The 13580-nt window shown below is 77.1% G+C and carries 11 protein-coding genes; 3 read left to right on the top strand and 8 right to left on the bottom strand.

From position 1 onward, the window contains the following. Position 1: 1 nt before the first annotated feature. Positions 2 to 1168, bottom strand: coding sequence for a PP2C family protein-serine/threonine phosphatase (locus ACNJ93_RS02740; RefSeq protein ID WP_418955689.1), 1167 nt, complete (start codon positions 1166 to 1168; stop codon positions 2 to 4). Positions 1169 to 1285: 117 nt separating this feature from the next. Here ACNJ93_RS02740 and ACNJ93_RS02735 point away from each other — a divergent pair, with 117 nt between their 5' ends. Further along, entirely contained in the window at positions 1286 to 1567 is a 282-nt protein-coding gene (locus tag ACNJ93_RS02735; protein WP_418955688.1) for a hypothetical protein, read from the top strand. A gap of 135 nt (positions 1568 to 1702) precedes the next feature. Further along, positions 1703 to 2824: a hypothetical protein gene (locus ACNJ93_RS02730; protein ID WP_418955687.1), complete on the top strand. Its 1122-nt coding sequence runs from the start codon at positions 1703 to 1705 to the stop codon at positions 2822 to 2824. A 4-nt stretch (positions 2825 to 2828) separates the two neighbouring features. Here the strand turns inward: ACNJ93_RS02730 and ACNJ93_RS02725 are convergent, their stop codons facing one another. The 7 genes from ACNJ93_RS02725 to ACNJ93_RS02695 all read right to left on the bottom strand — a co-directional run bounded on the left by ACNJ93_RS02725 (position 2829) and on the right by ACNJ93_RS02695 (position 11561). Beyond that, positions 2829 to 6992 carry a HEAT repeat domain-containing protein gene (locus tag ACNJ93_RS02725; RefSeq protein WP_418955686.1) on the bottom strand — a complete coding sequence of 1388 codons (4164 nt, stop codon included), beginning with the start codon at positions 6990 to 6992 and terminating at the stop codon, positions 2829 to 2831. 70 nt (positions 6993 to 7062) lie between these two features. After that, positions 7063 to 7539 (bottom strand): Lrp/AsnC family transcriptional regulator, encoded by a 477-nt coding sequence (locus ACNJ93_RS02720; RefSeq protein WP_418955685.1) that lies wholly within the window; start codon positions 7537 to 7539, stop codon positions 7063 to 7065. 81 nt (positions 7540 to 7620) lie between these two features. Next, positions 7621 to 7872 carry an EF-hand domain-containing protein gene (locus tag ACNJ93_RS02715; protein WP_418955684.1) on the bottom strand — a complete coding sequence of 84 codons (252 nt, stop codon included), beginning with the start codon at positions 7870 to 7872 and terminating at the stop codon, positions 7621 to 7623. A 59-nt stretch (positions 7873 to 7931) separates the two neighbouring features. After that, positions 7932 to 8465 (bottom strand): hypothetical protein, encoded by a 534-nt coding sequence (locus ACNJ93_RS02710; protein ID WP_418955683.1) that lies wholly within the window; start codon positions 8463 to 8465, stop codon positions 7932 to 7934. 37 nt (positions 8466 to 8502) lie between these two features. Further along, entirely contained in the window at positions 8503 to 8937 is a 435-nt protein-coding gene (locus ACNJ93_RS02705) for a hypothetical protein (RefSeq protein ID WP_418955682.1), read from the bottom strand. 10 nt (positions 8938 to 8947) lie between these two features. Next, positions 8948 to 11161: an FUSC family protein gene (locus ACNJ93_RS02700; RefSeq protein ID WP_418955681.1), complete on the bottom strand. Its 2214-nt coding sequence runs from the start codon at positions 11159 to 11161 to the stop codon at positions 8948 to 8950. A gap of 70 nt (positions 11162 to 11231) precedes the next feature. Further along, positions 11232 to 11561, bottom strand: a complete 330-nt coding sequence (locus ACNJ93_RS02695) for a hypothetical protein (RefSeq protein WP_418955680.1) — start codon at positions 11559 to 11561, stop codon at positions 11232 to 11234. 383 nt (positions 11562 to 11944) lie between these two features. On the opposite strand from ACNJ93_RS02695, the gene ACNJ93_RS02690 reads away from it, so the two are divergent. Further along, positions 11945 to 13453, top strand: coding sequence for an FUSC family protein (locus ACNJ93_RS02690; protein WP_418961293.1), 1509 nt, complete (start codon positions 11945 to 11947; stop codon positions 13451 to 13453). The last annotated feature ends 127 nt before the right edge of the window (positions 13454 to 13580 follow it).

The raw sequence follows: 13580 nt of genomic DNA, 5'->3' as shown, positions 1-13580 counted from the left end.
CTCAGCCGGCCTCGTCGGCCGCTGCCGCGCCGCCGGGCCCGCCCCGCTCCACCGCGACGAGCGCCGCGTCGTCCCCGAGCCGTCCGCCGACGTACGCGGTCAGGTCCTCGGACAGCCGCCGCAGCAGCTCCTCCGGTCCGGCCCCGGCCCACGCCGGGAGCCGCTCCGTGAGCGGGTAGAACGCCCGCGACGCCCGGCCGCGGGCCTCGATCACCCCGTCGGTGTACAGCAGCAGCACGTCGCCGGGGCGGAACGGGAACGACTCGACGACGACGTCCGGGGAGAGGACCGCGCTCAGCCCGAGCGGCGGGCTCGGCGCGGCGCTGCCGAGCGTCACCACTTCGCCCTCCCGCAGGACCAGCGGCGGCGGGTGCCCGCAGTTCGCCACCCGGATCACCGGCTCGTCGTCCGGGACGTCCAGGACCAGCGCGGTCACGAACGCCTCCTCGCGGGCGAACTCCGCCTCCGTCCCCCCTTCGGCCGAACTGTCGGACGGTCCCTGCGCGGTGCCCACGCCCGCCTCCAGGCTCGCCACCAGCTCCGGCAGCTCGGCCGCCCGCCCCGCCGACACCCGGAACGCGCCCATGACCAGCGACGCCTCGCTGATGGCGTCCAGTCCCTTGCCCCGGGCGTCGCCGATGAGCAGCCGGGTGCCGCCGGCCGTACGCGCGGCCGCGTACAGGTCGCCGCCCATCAGCGCCTCCTCCTCCGCGGCCAGGTACAGCGAGGCGATGCGCAGCGGGCCGGCGCGCCGGGGCAGCGGGTGCAGCACCGCGCCCTGGGCGGCCCGGGCGATCGAGCGGAGCCGGGTCACCTTCCGCTCGTGCTCCTCGCGCAGGTGGGCGAAGAAGGTCACCGCCACGGAGATCAGGACGAGGGCCAGGATCTGGTACGTGTGATTGAGGTCCGTCAGGCTCGTCCGGACGACGGCCACGACGACCTGCGCGAGCACCGCCACCGCCCCGACCAGGGCTGTCGTCCGCGCCCCCGCGAAGGAGGCGGTCAGCGCGGGCGCCGCGACCAGGAACGGACCCAGATGGACCTCCGGCGGCGCCAGGATGTCCACCACCGTCACCGTGACGATCAGCGCGAACGAGAACGCCAGGAGCCAGGGCACCGCACGGCGCCGCGGGACGCGCGGGGGGTCGTGTCGCTGCGAGGAGTCCATGTCACCTGGATACAGGAGGCTGGGCGGAGGGGCCCGGCGGAATTCGGCTGCGGGGCGGGCACGGGCCTCCTACGCTGAAGAAGGGGCGTTCGTGGTCCCGTGGGGTCGGAGGAGCAAATGAGACGACGGCATCACTTCCACGTCGACCACGCGGGCCACTCCGTCAGCGTCACCGTCCAGACGGGCCACACGTCCGTCGTGGAGGTGCTCGTCGACGGCAAGGAGACCGGATACGCCACCACCCCGCACGACCGCCCCGTCGTCGTCGACGTCGAGCTGCCCACCGACCCGCCGACCCCCGTCGCCGTCCACGTCACCCCCGGGCCGGGCATGCCCCGCTGCTTCCTCGCCGCCCCACCGGACGCCGAGCCACAGGTGATGTCGCCCCGCCACTACTGACCCGCCCGCACGCCACCAGCCCGAGAGAGACGGTTCACGATCCTGGACGGCACCACGTACGAACCGGTCCGCTCACTCGCCGGGCTGCTGCAGAGGGGCAGGGGGCACGGAGCAGCCCAGGCACTCCGGGACCCCGTGGCGGCCGCGCCGCTCGTCGGCGGGCTCGTCGCCCACGACTGGGCGTGGGACACCGGCGACGACCGCGAGCTCTACACGGCACGGCTGGTCCGCGACCTGCACCTGCCTCTCGACCCGCTGGTCACGCTTCTGTCCGACGCCGACGGGGACGCCTGCGCGCGAGGAGCCGGAATGCTGAGCCTGCTCGCCCGGGGCGGCTCGGCCGAGGCACGCGCGACGCTCCGGACGTACATCGGCGCGGGTGAACACTGGGAGGACGTGCTGACGACGGTCGCCGGCGCCTGGCCCGTCGCGTGGTGGGACGACCTCGCCGACGTCGTGCGGTCCCGGCTCGGCGGAGAGCGGCCGGCCCTGTGGCGCGCGGAACCGTGGAAGCACTGGCGGGACCGCCTCCCCGTCCGGTTCGCGGAGCACCCCGGCCCGCGGCAGGAGGTCGAAGTCGGCCCGCGCACCGACCGGTTGCTCGCGGTGCTCGCCGACCCGTCCGAGGGCGACTCCGCCAAGGGCCGGGCGCTCCATCGGCTGGCCGGGCGGCCGCCCGAGCCGGCACTGCTGCCGCTGGTCCCCGGCCTGGGCTCCGCCGACGGCGAGCGCCCGCTGCCGCTGCTGGGGCGGGTGGTCGAGCGCCTCGGTGCGGTCGCCCTGCGGTACGCGCGGGAGTGGGCGCGCGACGCCCGGCCGTGGCTCCAGTGGACCGGCCTCGACGTGCTCGCCCGGCACGGCGAACGCCGTGACCTGCCGCGGCTGACGGAAGCGCTGGAGCAGGAGTGGCGGGACGGGAATTGGTGCGGGCCCGCCGCCCTCGCCGCGGGCCTCGCCCGCCACGGGTCCGCGGCGGCCGACGCCGTCCCCACGCTGCGGAGGTACTGGTGGCACACCCCCCACTCCTGCGAGCGGCCCGCCTACCTCAAGGCCCTCGCCGCCATCGACCCCGCCGGCCTGGAGTCCGTGCACGTCGAGGTGCTCTGGGACTGCGAGGCCGAGTCCCGGCTGCTCGGCATCGCCTCGGCTCCGGACCTGGCGACCGTGCGGCGGCGGCTCGCGTACCTGGCCGAGGACCCGATGGAGGAGCCGGAGGTGCGCGCGGCCGCCGAGTCCCGCCTGAGCGAGGCTCGTTGAGGGCTCAGCGCTCCTGGTCGGCGATGCGGGACAGGAGCCGGGTGTAGCGGTCGCGGCGGTCCGGGCGGGACCGGGACTCGGCACGCCGCAGCGCCGGGACGGCGGCGGGTCCCAGGTGGACGAGGCCCTCCTCCGCGGCCCGCCGGACGGTCGGGTGCGCGTGGTCGAGCAGCGCGGTCAGCGCGGGGACCACCGTCTGCCGGCCCGCCCGGGACAGGACCCGGACCGCGCCGCGCACGACGTCGGGCTGCGGGTCGTCGAGCAGGACCTCGGTGAATGCGAGATGGGCCTCGCGGTCGAGCAGCGTGCGGGACGTGCGGTGCGCGAGCAGCCGGATGCCGGTGTTCGGGTGGGTCAGCAACTCCCGGAGCAGGCCGACCAGTTCAGGCTGTTCGATGCCCGTCCTGCGCTCGGTGACCTGGGCGAGGGCCCGGCGGATGCGGTCGGGCTCGCCGGACCGGAGCATCAGGACCAGTTCCGCGCGGTCGAGCGGACGGAGCGTCGTCGCCGGGGCGCGCTCGCGCAGCGCCCGCAGCGCGTCCGCGTCCCGCTCCGCGGCGTCCGGGCCGCGCAGCGGGCCGCCCACGAGGACGAGCCCGGCGTCGGGGTGGCGCTCGTGCAGGCGCGTCAGGGCGGCCGTGCGCAGGAGGGGGCGGCCCGCGAGCAGGTCGAGCAGTCCCGTCGCACCCCTGGCGATCCTGTCCTCCACGTGCGGGACGAGCAGGTCCGCCGGCAGACGGCGCAGGGCCGCGGCCGCGTCGGAACGGGCCGTGACCGGCCCGCGCTCCCACAGGTGGAGCAGTACGGGCAGCAGCGGCGTCAGCTCCCGCGCGCCGAGGTCCTGGGCCAGCCGGGCGAACTGCTCGGCCCCCTCCGCGCGGGCGAGCAGAGCCGCCGGATCGGCCTCGGCGAGGGCGCGGCGCAGCGCCGGGAGATGCACGGAGTCGGGCTCGTCCACGCGGCCGCGCAGGTACGCGTCGAGGACCGCGGCGCGCGCGGCCGGCTCGGGCCAGGCCAGCAGGACGCGGGCGGCGGTGTTCCGCTGCTCGGGCAGGTCCGAGCCGAGCAGCGCGCGCAGCCGTTCGTGCTGGGCGGCGGAACGCGGCTGGTCCAGGTCCGCGGGGCTTACGTCGCGGGGCGCGGCGGGTGCCTCGTGCGCCGTCTCCGCGAGGGTCCACGCCGGGAGCCCGAGGGGCTGAAGGTCCGTCATCCAGTCGAGCGCGGCCGCCCGTACGGCCGGCGCGGCGTCGGTCTGGACGTCGATCAGCGCGGCCAGCAGGGCGCGGGAGTCGCGGACGTCCGACCGGTCGCGGAACGCGGCGAGCCCGTCCACGGTCCGGACGGCGGCGGCGAGTTCACCGCGCCAGGAGGCGTGGGCGGACGCGTCGGAGGTCGTGTCGGGGGACGTGTCGGTCACCCCGAAGGTCTCCCGCAGCAGTCGCGTGCGCACCGCCTCGGGCTCGGCGGAGAGGGCGGCCGCCGTCAGTTCGCGGTCGAGGTCCGCGCGGACCACGACCGCGCCGCACAACTGGAGCAGCGGGAGCGTCGAGCGCCGGCCCGGGGGCAGCGGCGGCAGGGCGCGCAGCGCCACGGCGAGACGTCCGGCGGCCGCGCGCGGCAGCTCCGGGGCGACGGCTTCGAGCAGTTCGATCAGCCGGTCCCGGAGCTCGCCCTCCGCCTCCGCGAGACCGTCGAGCAGCACCGTGAGGGACCGCGCGAAGGCGGCCCGCTCGTGCGGCGGCCAGGGGGCGGGGCAGATCTTCGGCAGCAGCCGCAGCACCGCCGACCGCGCCCCGGCCGAACGACCCGCCAGCTCCAGCCAGTCCGAGAGGTACGGGCGCAGCTCGGCGAGCCCCACGGGGTGCCCCCCGGGCAGGTCGGCCAGGGCCAGCGCGAGGTCCGGGTCCCAGCCCCGTTCCGTCAGCCGGCGCAGGTAGGCCGCGCCCGCGTCGGGCGCGGGTCCGCAGGAGAGGGCCGAGAGCAGCCGCGTGCGGACGCGCTCGTCGGACTCGCGCCGCGCGGCGGCCGAGACGGTCGCCGCGCAGGTGTCGCCGAGCAGCGCGCGCAGCGCCGCGACGAGCAGCTCGCGCAGGCCCGGGTTGTCGGTGCGTCCCAGCCCGTGCAGGAGCCGCGGCACGATCGCCGGGGTGCCGGCGGTGGCGAGGGCGCGGGCGGCGGTCTTGCGCACGTTCATGTTCGGGTGGTCGAGGCAGGCGGCGATCCCGCCCGCCGCCCAGCGGGCCCCGGCCTCTCCGAGGGCGGTCACGGTCTGCCGTACGGTCTGCGGATCCTGAGCCGGGCCGGTGAGCGCGAGCAGCCCCGCCGACAGCGCCGCGACCCCGTCGCCGGAGGAGTCCCGGGCGAGCAGTGCGACGACGTGCTTGCGGACGTGGCGGTCGGGGTGCCGCAGCAGCCGGTGCACCCGGGCCCGTACGGTCCGGTGGGGCGCGCGCGGCAGGTGGAGCAGGACCGCGAGCAGGACGGCCTGCTCGGGGGCCGTCACCCCGTCCCGCTCCACCAGACCCAGCACCAGTTCGGCGGCCACCGCCTGCCCCGCGGCCTCGGCGTCGGCGGCGTCCAGCAGCGCCGGCGGCCGGATCCGGCCGCGTGCGTGCAGCCGTCGCCCCAGCCCGCAGAGGGCGTCCACCACGTCCCGCGGCACCGCGTGCTCGCGCCGGTCGGGGTCGTCCGGCTCCGGCACGGCGGCCGGGTCCCCGGCGATGCGCAGCAGGAGGTCGGCGAGGACGGGCAGGGTGCCGGGGCCGCCGTGGTCGGCGAGGCGGCGGAACGCGTCCACCGGCCGGAGCGGGTCCACGTGCGAGGCGAGCACGGCGAGTTCGCGCTCGTCGGGCCCGCCCAGGTCCGCGGCGATCCGCGCGGGGAGCCGGTCCGGGTCCAGGCGGACGAGGACGCGGTGGCGCAGCCCGGGGTCGGTGTTCAGGAGCCAGAGCAGTTCCAGGGCCCGGTCCTGTACGGCGCGCAACTCCGGGGTCACGTCGACCGGTTCGTCCCCGTCGAGGCCCAGGCGCTCGGTCAGGGCTCGTACGGTCAGCTCGCCGCCGACGGCCTCCAGGGCGTCGAGCGCGTCAGCCGGGGCCTTCGGCAGGACGGCGAGCACGGCCGGCTCGGTCCCGGGGTCGCGCAGGGCGCGGAGCGCGCGCAGGAAGGGTCCCGGCGCAGGGACGCCGGGGAGCAGCGCGGCGAGCTCCGCCGCGACCGGGAGCCCCGTCGCGCCCTGTCCGTCCAGGGCCACCAGCAGGTCGAGGCGGCGCTCCCAGCCGGGGTCGTCCGGAGCGGCGTCGAGCAGCAGGCGGAGCAGGGCGTGGCGGCTGGTGTACAGGATCGTCGCCGCGTCGCGCGCCGGGATCGCGTGGTCGGCGAGCGCCAGACCCAGGACGGCGGGGACGTCGGCGTCGGTGGGGAAGTGGCCCCGCCGGTGCATCGCCCGCAGGCAGTCCACCGCCGCCCCGCCCAGCAGCAGCGGGTCCTCGGCGGCGAGCGCGAGGACGGCGGCGACGTCGTCCCGCCGCGCCGTCTCGCCGTACCGCGCGAGCGCCCGCTGCCGCACCCGGCCCGGCCGGTCGCGGTCCTCGGCGGTCCGGCGCAGCAGTTCGCCGTGGCCGTGCGCCTCGGCGGCCGCGAGCGCGGCCTCGGCGGTCAGCGCCGGACCGTCGAGCAGGGCGGTCAGCCGCCCCGCCGGCAGCGGCTCCACCGCCGCCCACGGTTCGCCGAGTTCGGTCAGCGCGCCGGCCACGACGGCCTCGGCGGGCGAGCCGAGCAGGCCGGTGAGCACGTCGCGGACGAAGCGGGGGCCGAGCACGTTCGCCCGCAGGCCCTCGCGGGCCAGCCGCAGCGCCTCGGCCTCCAGGACCGGGTCGCCGCCGGCCGCGAGCCCCTCCACGAGCGCGGCCGGCCGCCGTACCGCGCAGATGTCCGTCGCCCGCACCGCCTGGTACAGCGGCTCCCCGCGCTCCTCGCGCTCCAGGGCCTCCGGGCCGCGTTCGAGCTCCGCGCGCAGCAGCGCGACGCGCACGGCCGGGACCAGTACCTCCGCGGGCCACTTACGCCACTCCGGAAGCGTCTCCGCCGCGCCGTCGGCCACGGCGAGCGCCTGTTCGGGGGAGCCAGGAGGAACGTCGGCGGGCAGCGGGTCCGGAGGCGTGATCACCCCGGGATCGTACGATCACCCGCCCGCCCCGGCCACGCCCTTTTTCCGCCCCGGCGCGCGCTGTTCGCCGCTACGGGGCGGCCTCCCGGCCGACCGCCTCCACCAGGGGCAGCAGCCGGTGCGGGACCCGTTCGCGCAGGGCCATCTCGGTCCGGGTGCGGACCACGCCGGGGAGGTTGATCAGCCGCTGGATCACGTCCTCCAGGTGCTCGTTGTCCCGGGCCACGACCCGGGTCAGCAGATCGCCCCCGCCGGTGATGGAGAACGCCTCGACGATCTCCGGGACGGCCGCGAGGGCGTCGCCGACCTCGTCGAGATGGCCCTGCGTCACCTCGATGTGCACGAAGGCGAGCACCGGATGCCCGAGGGCGGCGGGGGACAGCACGGGCCCGGTGCCGGTGATCACGCCCTCCCGCTCCATGCGGTCGATCCGGGCCTGGAGGGTGCCCCGCGCGACGCCGAGGATCCGCGCGTACTCGCGCACGCTCGTGCGCGGCTGTTCGATCAGCAGCCGCAGGATGCGGGTGTCCAGGGCGTCGACGGCCATGCCGCGCGGTCCTCCTCATGGCCAGGTGTCCGGTCCTTCGACCGTACCAATGGCCCAGTGGGGACGCCGCGCGGACCGGCCCTACCAGCCGAAGCGGCGGTCGATCTCCGTGGCGAACTCCTCGAAGGTCAGCACGTCGTCGCCGTTCTGGTTCGCGGCGTCGAACAACGCGGAGGCGGCGTCCGCGTCCCCGAGACCCCAGAACGGCAGATCACCCTGAGCGGCCAGCGTCGGCCCCTTGGTGCGCAGCGCACTGATCACCTCGAACCGCGTGAGGGTGCCGTCGCTGTCGAGATCCAGCGCGTCGAAGAGCTTCCGTGCCTTCACACTCATCGGGGGTTCCTTTCGGGCCGGGCGGTCACGGGATAGGACGTACCAGGGGCCCCGCGGGTTCAGCCGCCCCCGGCCGCGAACCCCTCGGCGTCCCGTCGCGCCCGCTCGCGCAGCTGGTCGGCGACCTCCGCCCAGGCGTCGCCGGCCGCGCCGGCGAGCGTCAGATCCGCGCGCTGCCGGTGCAGTTCCGCCACGGGGTCGGGGGCGCCCATGGCCACGGTCTGCAGACTTCGCAGCGCCCCGTCCCACGGCCCGCCGGCGCAGGCGCCGGCCGCCTCCACGGCGGCGGTGAAAGCGTCGATCGGCAGCATCGCCGCGTCCTCGGGCAGGACCTCGTCCCCGTCCTCGGGGTCGAGAGCGTCCTCCTCGTACGCCGCGGCCCGCTCCTCGACCGCGTCGCTCAGCGCCCGGATCCGTTCCGGCGCGTCCCCGCCCCAGCACGCGTCCAGCAGTTCGGCGACGGGTCCGCCCTCAGGCCCCAGCACCCCCGCGATCCGCTCGGCCGCCGCGAGCCCCACGAGCACGGCCGCCCCCGGCGCCAGCCGCCCCAGCGCCCCCCGCCACTCCTCGAACTCCCACCGCTCCCCGCTCATGCCCCACCTTTCTTCCACCGCGGACCCTACGTCCCTCTCACCTGGTCTCCGCCGCGACGCCCGCCCGCCGCAGGGCCCGAGCGAGCTGCTCCATCTCCGGGCGGGTACCCGTGAGCCGCCCCGCCAGTGCCCGCTCCAGGGCCTCCCGGACCTCCGCGAGGCCGAGGCCCAACACCGCGCGCAGGACCCGCATGACGGACGCGCGGTGCGCGGACGCCGGTACCCGCAGCGTCGTCGACCCGTTCGCGGCGAGCAGCCGCTCGCGCAGCGCGTCGTCCGGCGTGACACCGCAGATCGCGGCCGCGGAGCCGCACGCCGCGCAGGAGTACTCGGTGTCCCAGCGCGGACGGCCGCTCCACAGCAGGTGGGCGGCGACCCACCGCGCCGCGGCCCCGCAGGCGGGGCAGGCGGCGGCGTACTCGACCGACTGCAGGTGAAATTTGTCGCGCGCCAGCGCCCTACCGGTGTCCACGGCCGAGACACTAGGCGACGCCCCCGCGCGCTTCCCGTTCGGTGCCCGTGATGCGTTCGAGGTCGGTGAGGAGGGCGGTGAGCCAGGAGGTGGCGACGTAGTACGCGGGCGGGGCGTCGCGCGGGTCGCTCGGGGAGGGGGCCGGGTCGCGTGGGGGGACCGGGGCCTCGGGGGTGTCGCCGCCCGGGTCGACGGCGGCCGAGACCAGGAGCATGCGTCCGGCCACCCGGTCGCCCAGGCGCAGGAGTTCCGCGGCGGCCCGTGGGCCCAGGGGCGGGGCCACCACCGGGCCGGCCGGGCCGGCGGGCGGCGGGGGCGGGACCAGCAGCCGGTCCGAGCCCCACAGGGTGTGGTGCCCCATCATCAGCGCCGCCTGCCAGTCCGGTTCGGCCCGGCCGCCGCCCACCCGCAGGACGCCCGGGCCCCGGCCCGCTCCCTCCGGTTCGCTCTGGAACTGGGCGAACGCCGACTCCGCGAAGATCAGCCCGCGCTGCAGCGACCGGTGCCCCGGCGCGGTGGCCCGGTGCTCCCGCACCCCGCCCACGACCACCGCCGCCACCGTGGCCACCACGATCTCCGCCGCCGCACGGATCAGCGCCGCGCCCGAGCGCCGCAGCTCGTCGTGCGCCCCGCGCGGCCATGCCAGCAGCCCGAACACCGCGCCGATCGCGCTGCCCGCCAGCACCTCCAGGAGCCGGAACTCGGCGATCCGCCACGTCTCGTGCGCGAGCTGCGCGAACGCCAGCGACACGACGACCGTGAACAGCCCCTGCGCCCAGCCCACGCCCTTGACCGGCCCCACCGTGAACGCGCCGAGCATCACGAACGGCAGGATCACCGCGTACACCGTCGTGTCGGCGCCCGCCGCGATCAGCAGCCCGGCCGCCGCCAGCGCCCCGACCAGGGTTCCGGCCAGAGCCTGCCGCACCGTCACCCTGGTCTCGGCGACCGTCGTCCGGGTCAGCGTCAGCGTCGCGAGCAGCGCCCAGAAGCCGTGCGGCAGCGTGTCCACCCCGGCGACCAGCCGGGCCGCGGCCAGCGCCAGGCCGATCCGGACCGCGTTCTGGAAGTGGACGGACCGCAGTCCCGCGTTGCCGGCCAGCCGGTGCCACCACAGCCGCGGCGCCGGCAGACCCGCGTACCAGAAGCGGCCCGGCGAGACGACCGCCCCCGCCGCACGCCCGCGCACCGCGAGCGAGGCGGCCATGGACAGGGCCAGCGTGGCGTCGACGATCTCCAGCAGCGAGGCCCGCCGCCGCAGCACGGCCGCGCCGACCGCCGGCCCGGCCGGCTCCGCCGCCAGCGCCGTGCGGACCCGGCCCAGGTCCTCCTGCGGCCTCGGGTCGTCGGCCGGCCCCCGCGTCAGCCGGAGCGCCGTCGCCTCCGTCACCCGCGCCACCGCGTCGAGCTCCCCCTGCCCCGCGCCGGGGCCCGGCGGCGGCCCCAGCAGCGCCAGCCGGCTCAGCACCGCCCGGGCCGCCAGCCCCGCGTGGGCGAGCGCCCGGTCCCGCAGGCCGGGACCGGCCGGCCGGTCCGCCTCCGCCGCCTGCGACGGCCGCAGCTCCCGCGCCGCCGCGTGCGCGGCGCGCACGTCCCGCGCGCTCAGCGCGTACGGCGGCGCCGCGAGCGCCCGCGCGCACCGCCCCGCGAGCCGCGCGGCCGCGGCGACGCGGTCCGCGTACGACGGACCCGGCGCCTCCGGGAACAGCAGCGCCTCGGCCAGGAGCAGCAGCCCGAGCCCCGCCGCCGCCCCGCCGAGCCGCTCCCCGAGCGAGCCGGGATCGTACGGCGGGAAGCACGGCAGGATGTACAGCAGTTGGAGACCGGGCGCCGCCCCGGCCGGCCGGGGCCCGCACACCGCGAGGAAGGCCAGCGCGAACCCGACGACCAGCATCCCGGCCACCGCGGTCCACGTCCGGACCGCGAGGTACGTGCCGAGCGTGACGAGCAGCCACGACCAGGGCGCGGCCCGCAGCATCACGGCGGCCCGCTGCCGCCCGGTGCCGGGGATGCGGGAGAGCCCGCCGAGGGCGATGGGCGCGAACAGCGCGTACGTGGCGGCGGTGGTCGAACCGAAGCCGTACAGGAAGACGTAGAAGCCGCCGCCGGCCGCCGCCGTCACCCGCACCGCCCGCCGGGCCGCCCGGCCGTACCCGGCCGGGATCACGGTCCGGGACGCCCGGGGCGTCCGCGACCCGCTCGGCGCCTTCACGACACCGGCCATGCCACCAGGATCACCCGACCCCCGCCCCCGGCGCGCGGGCGCGACCGCCGGCGGCGCGCCGCCCCGGCCGTCAGTGGTCCTGCCGCGCCCCGTACGTGAGCCGCCGCGTCCCGGGGGTGCGGGTGGCGACGCCCTCCGGCGCCGGCTCCGTCGCGCCCGGCCCGGTCGCGGTCAGCGGGATGGCCAGGCTCTGGCACATCCGCTGGGCGCGGGCGAGGGCGCTGAGCGTCGCGGGGGAGGGCGGGCCCACGGGAAGTTCGACGACGACCGCGCTCGGACGGTGGGCGGACACCAGCGCCTCGATCTGCAGGGCGGCCGCCGCGCGATTCGTGATGTCGAGGTCGCGCAGGATCGTGACGCGCAGCACGCCGTCACCGTCGAAGACATGGCTGATGATCATGGCCCACCTGCCGTTCAGACCCCGGGGGTTCGGCGTCCGTACGCTTCGGCGCGCCGCTCTCTGTCGAGGATAAGCGTGCCCCGCCCCCAGGGGCCCGTACGCGCCGTCGTGCCGCCCGCCCAATCCATTGGCACACCGTCGGCCGAGCCTCCGCCCGTATCCCTGGGCCATTGGCCCAGTGATCCGCGGCTCTGTTGAGCCAGTCGTGTCCGCGCCGTTATCCTTGCAGCATCCAACCACTTCCAGGCGCCGCAGCGCCGGACGGCAACGACGCCGCCTCCGGACCGCGGTGCTTTCGTCGTGTCCGTGCGCGCCCACCACCCCGGGCGGCGACGGCGCGGCGCGCACCACTGCAAGGGGGGCGGCGCACCGCCGTGAAGAAGATGTTCGTGGCCCCGGACCCGGGATATCTGAGACTGCGTACCTCGCTGCGTGCCGTGCTCGGCGTCTGTCTCGCCGTCGCGGCCGCCCAGGCGGCCGGACTGTCGCTGGTCGCCTCCATCGTCGCCGGCCTCGCCGCGCTGCTCGCCCTCTTCACCGTCACCGACGCGAGCGTGCGCGCCCAGGCCGTCACCACCGCGCTGCTGCCGGCGGCGGGCTTCCCCGTCCTGGCCCTGGCCACGACCCTGCACGGGCTGCCGCAGCTGCGCGACGCCGCGTTCGTCCTCGTGGTCTTCTGCGGGGTCTACGCCCGGCGCTGGGGCCCCCGGGGCCACGCCCTCGGGATCTTCGCGTTCATGAACTTCTTCAGCACGCAGTTCCTGCACGCCGTGCCCGCGCAGCTTCCCGAGCTGTACGCGGCGGTGGTCCTCGCCCTGGTCGCCTCCGGTGCGACCCGCTTCGTCCTCTGGCCGATCGAGCGCCGCGTCCCGCCGCCCGCCGCGCCGCCGGCGCTGCCGGGCACGGGCCTCGCCCGGGCGACGACCCGCCAGGCCGTACAGGCGTCGGCCGCCTCCGCCGTCGCCCTGGTGGCCGGACAGTTCCTGTCCGACGAGCGCTGGTACTGGGCCGTCGGCACCGTCTGGTGGATCTTCGTCAACACCACCTCGCGCGGCGAGACCCTGGTCCGCGGCTTCCGCCGGATCCTGGGCACCGTCGTCGGCATCGTGTTCGGCGTGCTGGTGGCGATCCCGCTGCACGGCGCGCCCGGGCCCACGGCCGTGCTCGTCGCGGTCTGCGTGTTCGGGATCTTCTACACGGCGGCCGTGTCGTACTCCTGGATGATGCTCGCCGTCACCGTCATGGCCAGCGCCCTGTACGGACTGCTCGGCGTCCTCGACGCCGGCCTGCTGGTGCTGCGGCTCGCCGAGACCGGAGTCGGCGCGGTCTGTGCCGCCCTCGCGGTGGCGCTGGTGCTGCCGATCACCACGCACGCCACCAACCACGCCTGGATCCAGCGGGCGCTGCACAGCATGCACGCCGCCACCGCCGAGGCGATCGCCCGGCTGGCCGGCGACCGCGAGGGCGACCCGGCGCCGCACGCCGCGGAGCTGGAGCAGCTGCTGGTCCGGGTCCGGATGGCGCTCGCCCCGCTGCTGCACCCGCTGAACCCGTTCCGCGCCCGCAAGGCCCGCGCCCGGCACGTGATCGCCCTGCTCGACGACTGCGCCCGCGAGGTGCGCGGTCTGGTCGCCGTCGCCGCGGACCCCTCCGCCGCGCACGATGCCCGCCTGGCCGCCGCCTGCTGGCGCGTGGAGGAGGCCGTGGAGGCCCTCACCGCCGACGAGCTGGGGTGCTGCCGGGTGGACGACTCCGCCTCCACTGCCGTACCGCAGACCGCGCAGGGGATCGGCGAGCCCGCGCTCGCCCATCTGCACGGACTGGAGAAGGCGCTCGCCGCCCTGGCGACGCCCCTGAAGTCCTCGCCCCGCGACCCGATGGTCTCCGCCTGACCCGTCGGCAGAATCGGCCTCGTCGGCCGAGTCGCCCCCGTTGGTCTAGACCGCCTGCTACCGTCGCGCGCAGACCGAGCGCGCGGAGGGGAGAGGCTGTGACCGAACAGGACGCGGTGGGCGCACC

This window comes from Streptomyces tritici (assembly GCF_048500665.1).
GTDB lineage: Bacteria > Actinomycetota > Actinomycetes > Streptomycetales > Streptomycetaceae > Streptomyces > Streptomyces tritici.
The sequence above is the reverse complement of the archived record's forward strand: the minus strand, read 5'-3'. Positions and strand labels throughout refer to the sequence as shown.

Coding starts and splice junctions, on each gene's coding strand:
- ACNJ93_RS02740 (WP_418955689.1), bottom strand. CDS start 1,168: ATGGACTCCTCGCAGCGACACGACCCCCCGCGCGTCCCGCGGCGCCGT.
- ACNJ93_RS02735 (WP_418955688.1), top strand. CDS start 1,286: ATGAGACGACGGCATCACTTCCACGTCGACCACGCGGGCCACTCCGTC.
- ACNJ93_RS02720 (WP_418955685.1), bottom strand. CDS start 7,539: ATGGCCGTCGACGCCCTGGACACCCGCATCCTGCGGCTGCTGATCGAA.
- ACNJ93_RS02715 (WP_418955684.1), bottom strand. CDS start 7,872: ATGAGTGTGAAGGCACGGAAGCTCTTCGACGCGCTGGATCTCGACAGC.
- ACNJ93_RS02710 (WP_418955683.1), bottom strand. CDS start 8,465: ATGAGCGGGGAGCGGTGGGAGTTCGAGGAGTGGCGGGGGGCGCTGGGG.
- ACNJ93_RS02700 (WP_418955681.1), bottom strand. CDS start 11,161: ATGGCCGGTGTCGTGAAGGCGCCGAGCGGGTCGCGGACGCCCCGGGCG.
- ACNJ93_RS02695 (WP_418955680.1), bottom strand. CDS start 11,561: ATGATCATCAGCCATGTCTTCGACGGTGACGGCGTGCTGCGCGTCACG.
- ACNJ93_RS02690 (WP_418961293.1), top strand. CDS start 11,945: ATGTTCGTGGCCCCGGACCCGGGATATCTGAGACTGCGTACCTCGCTG.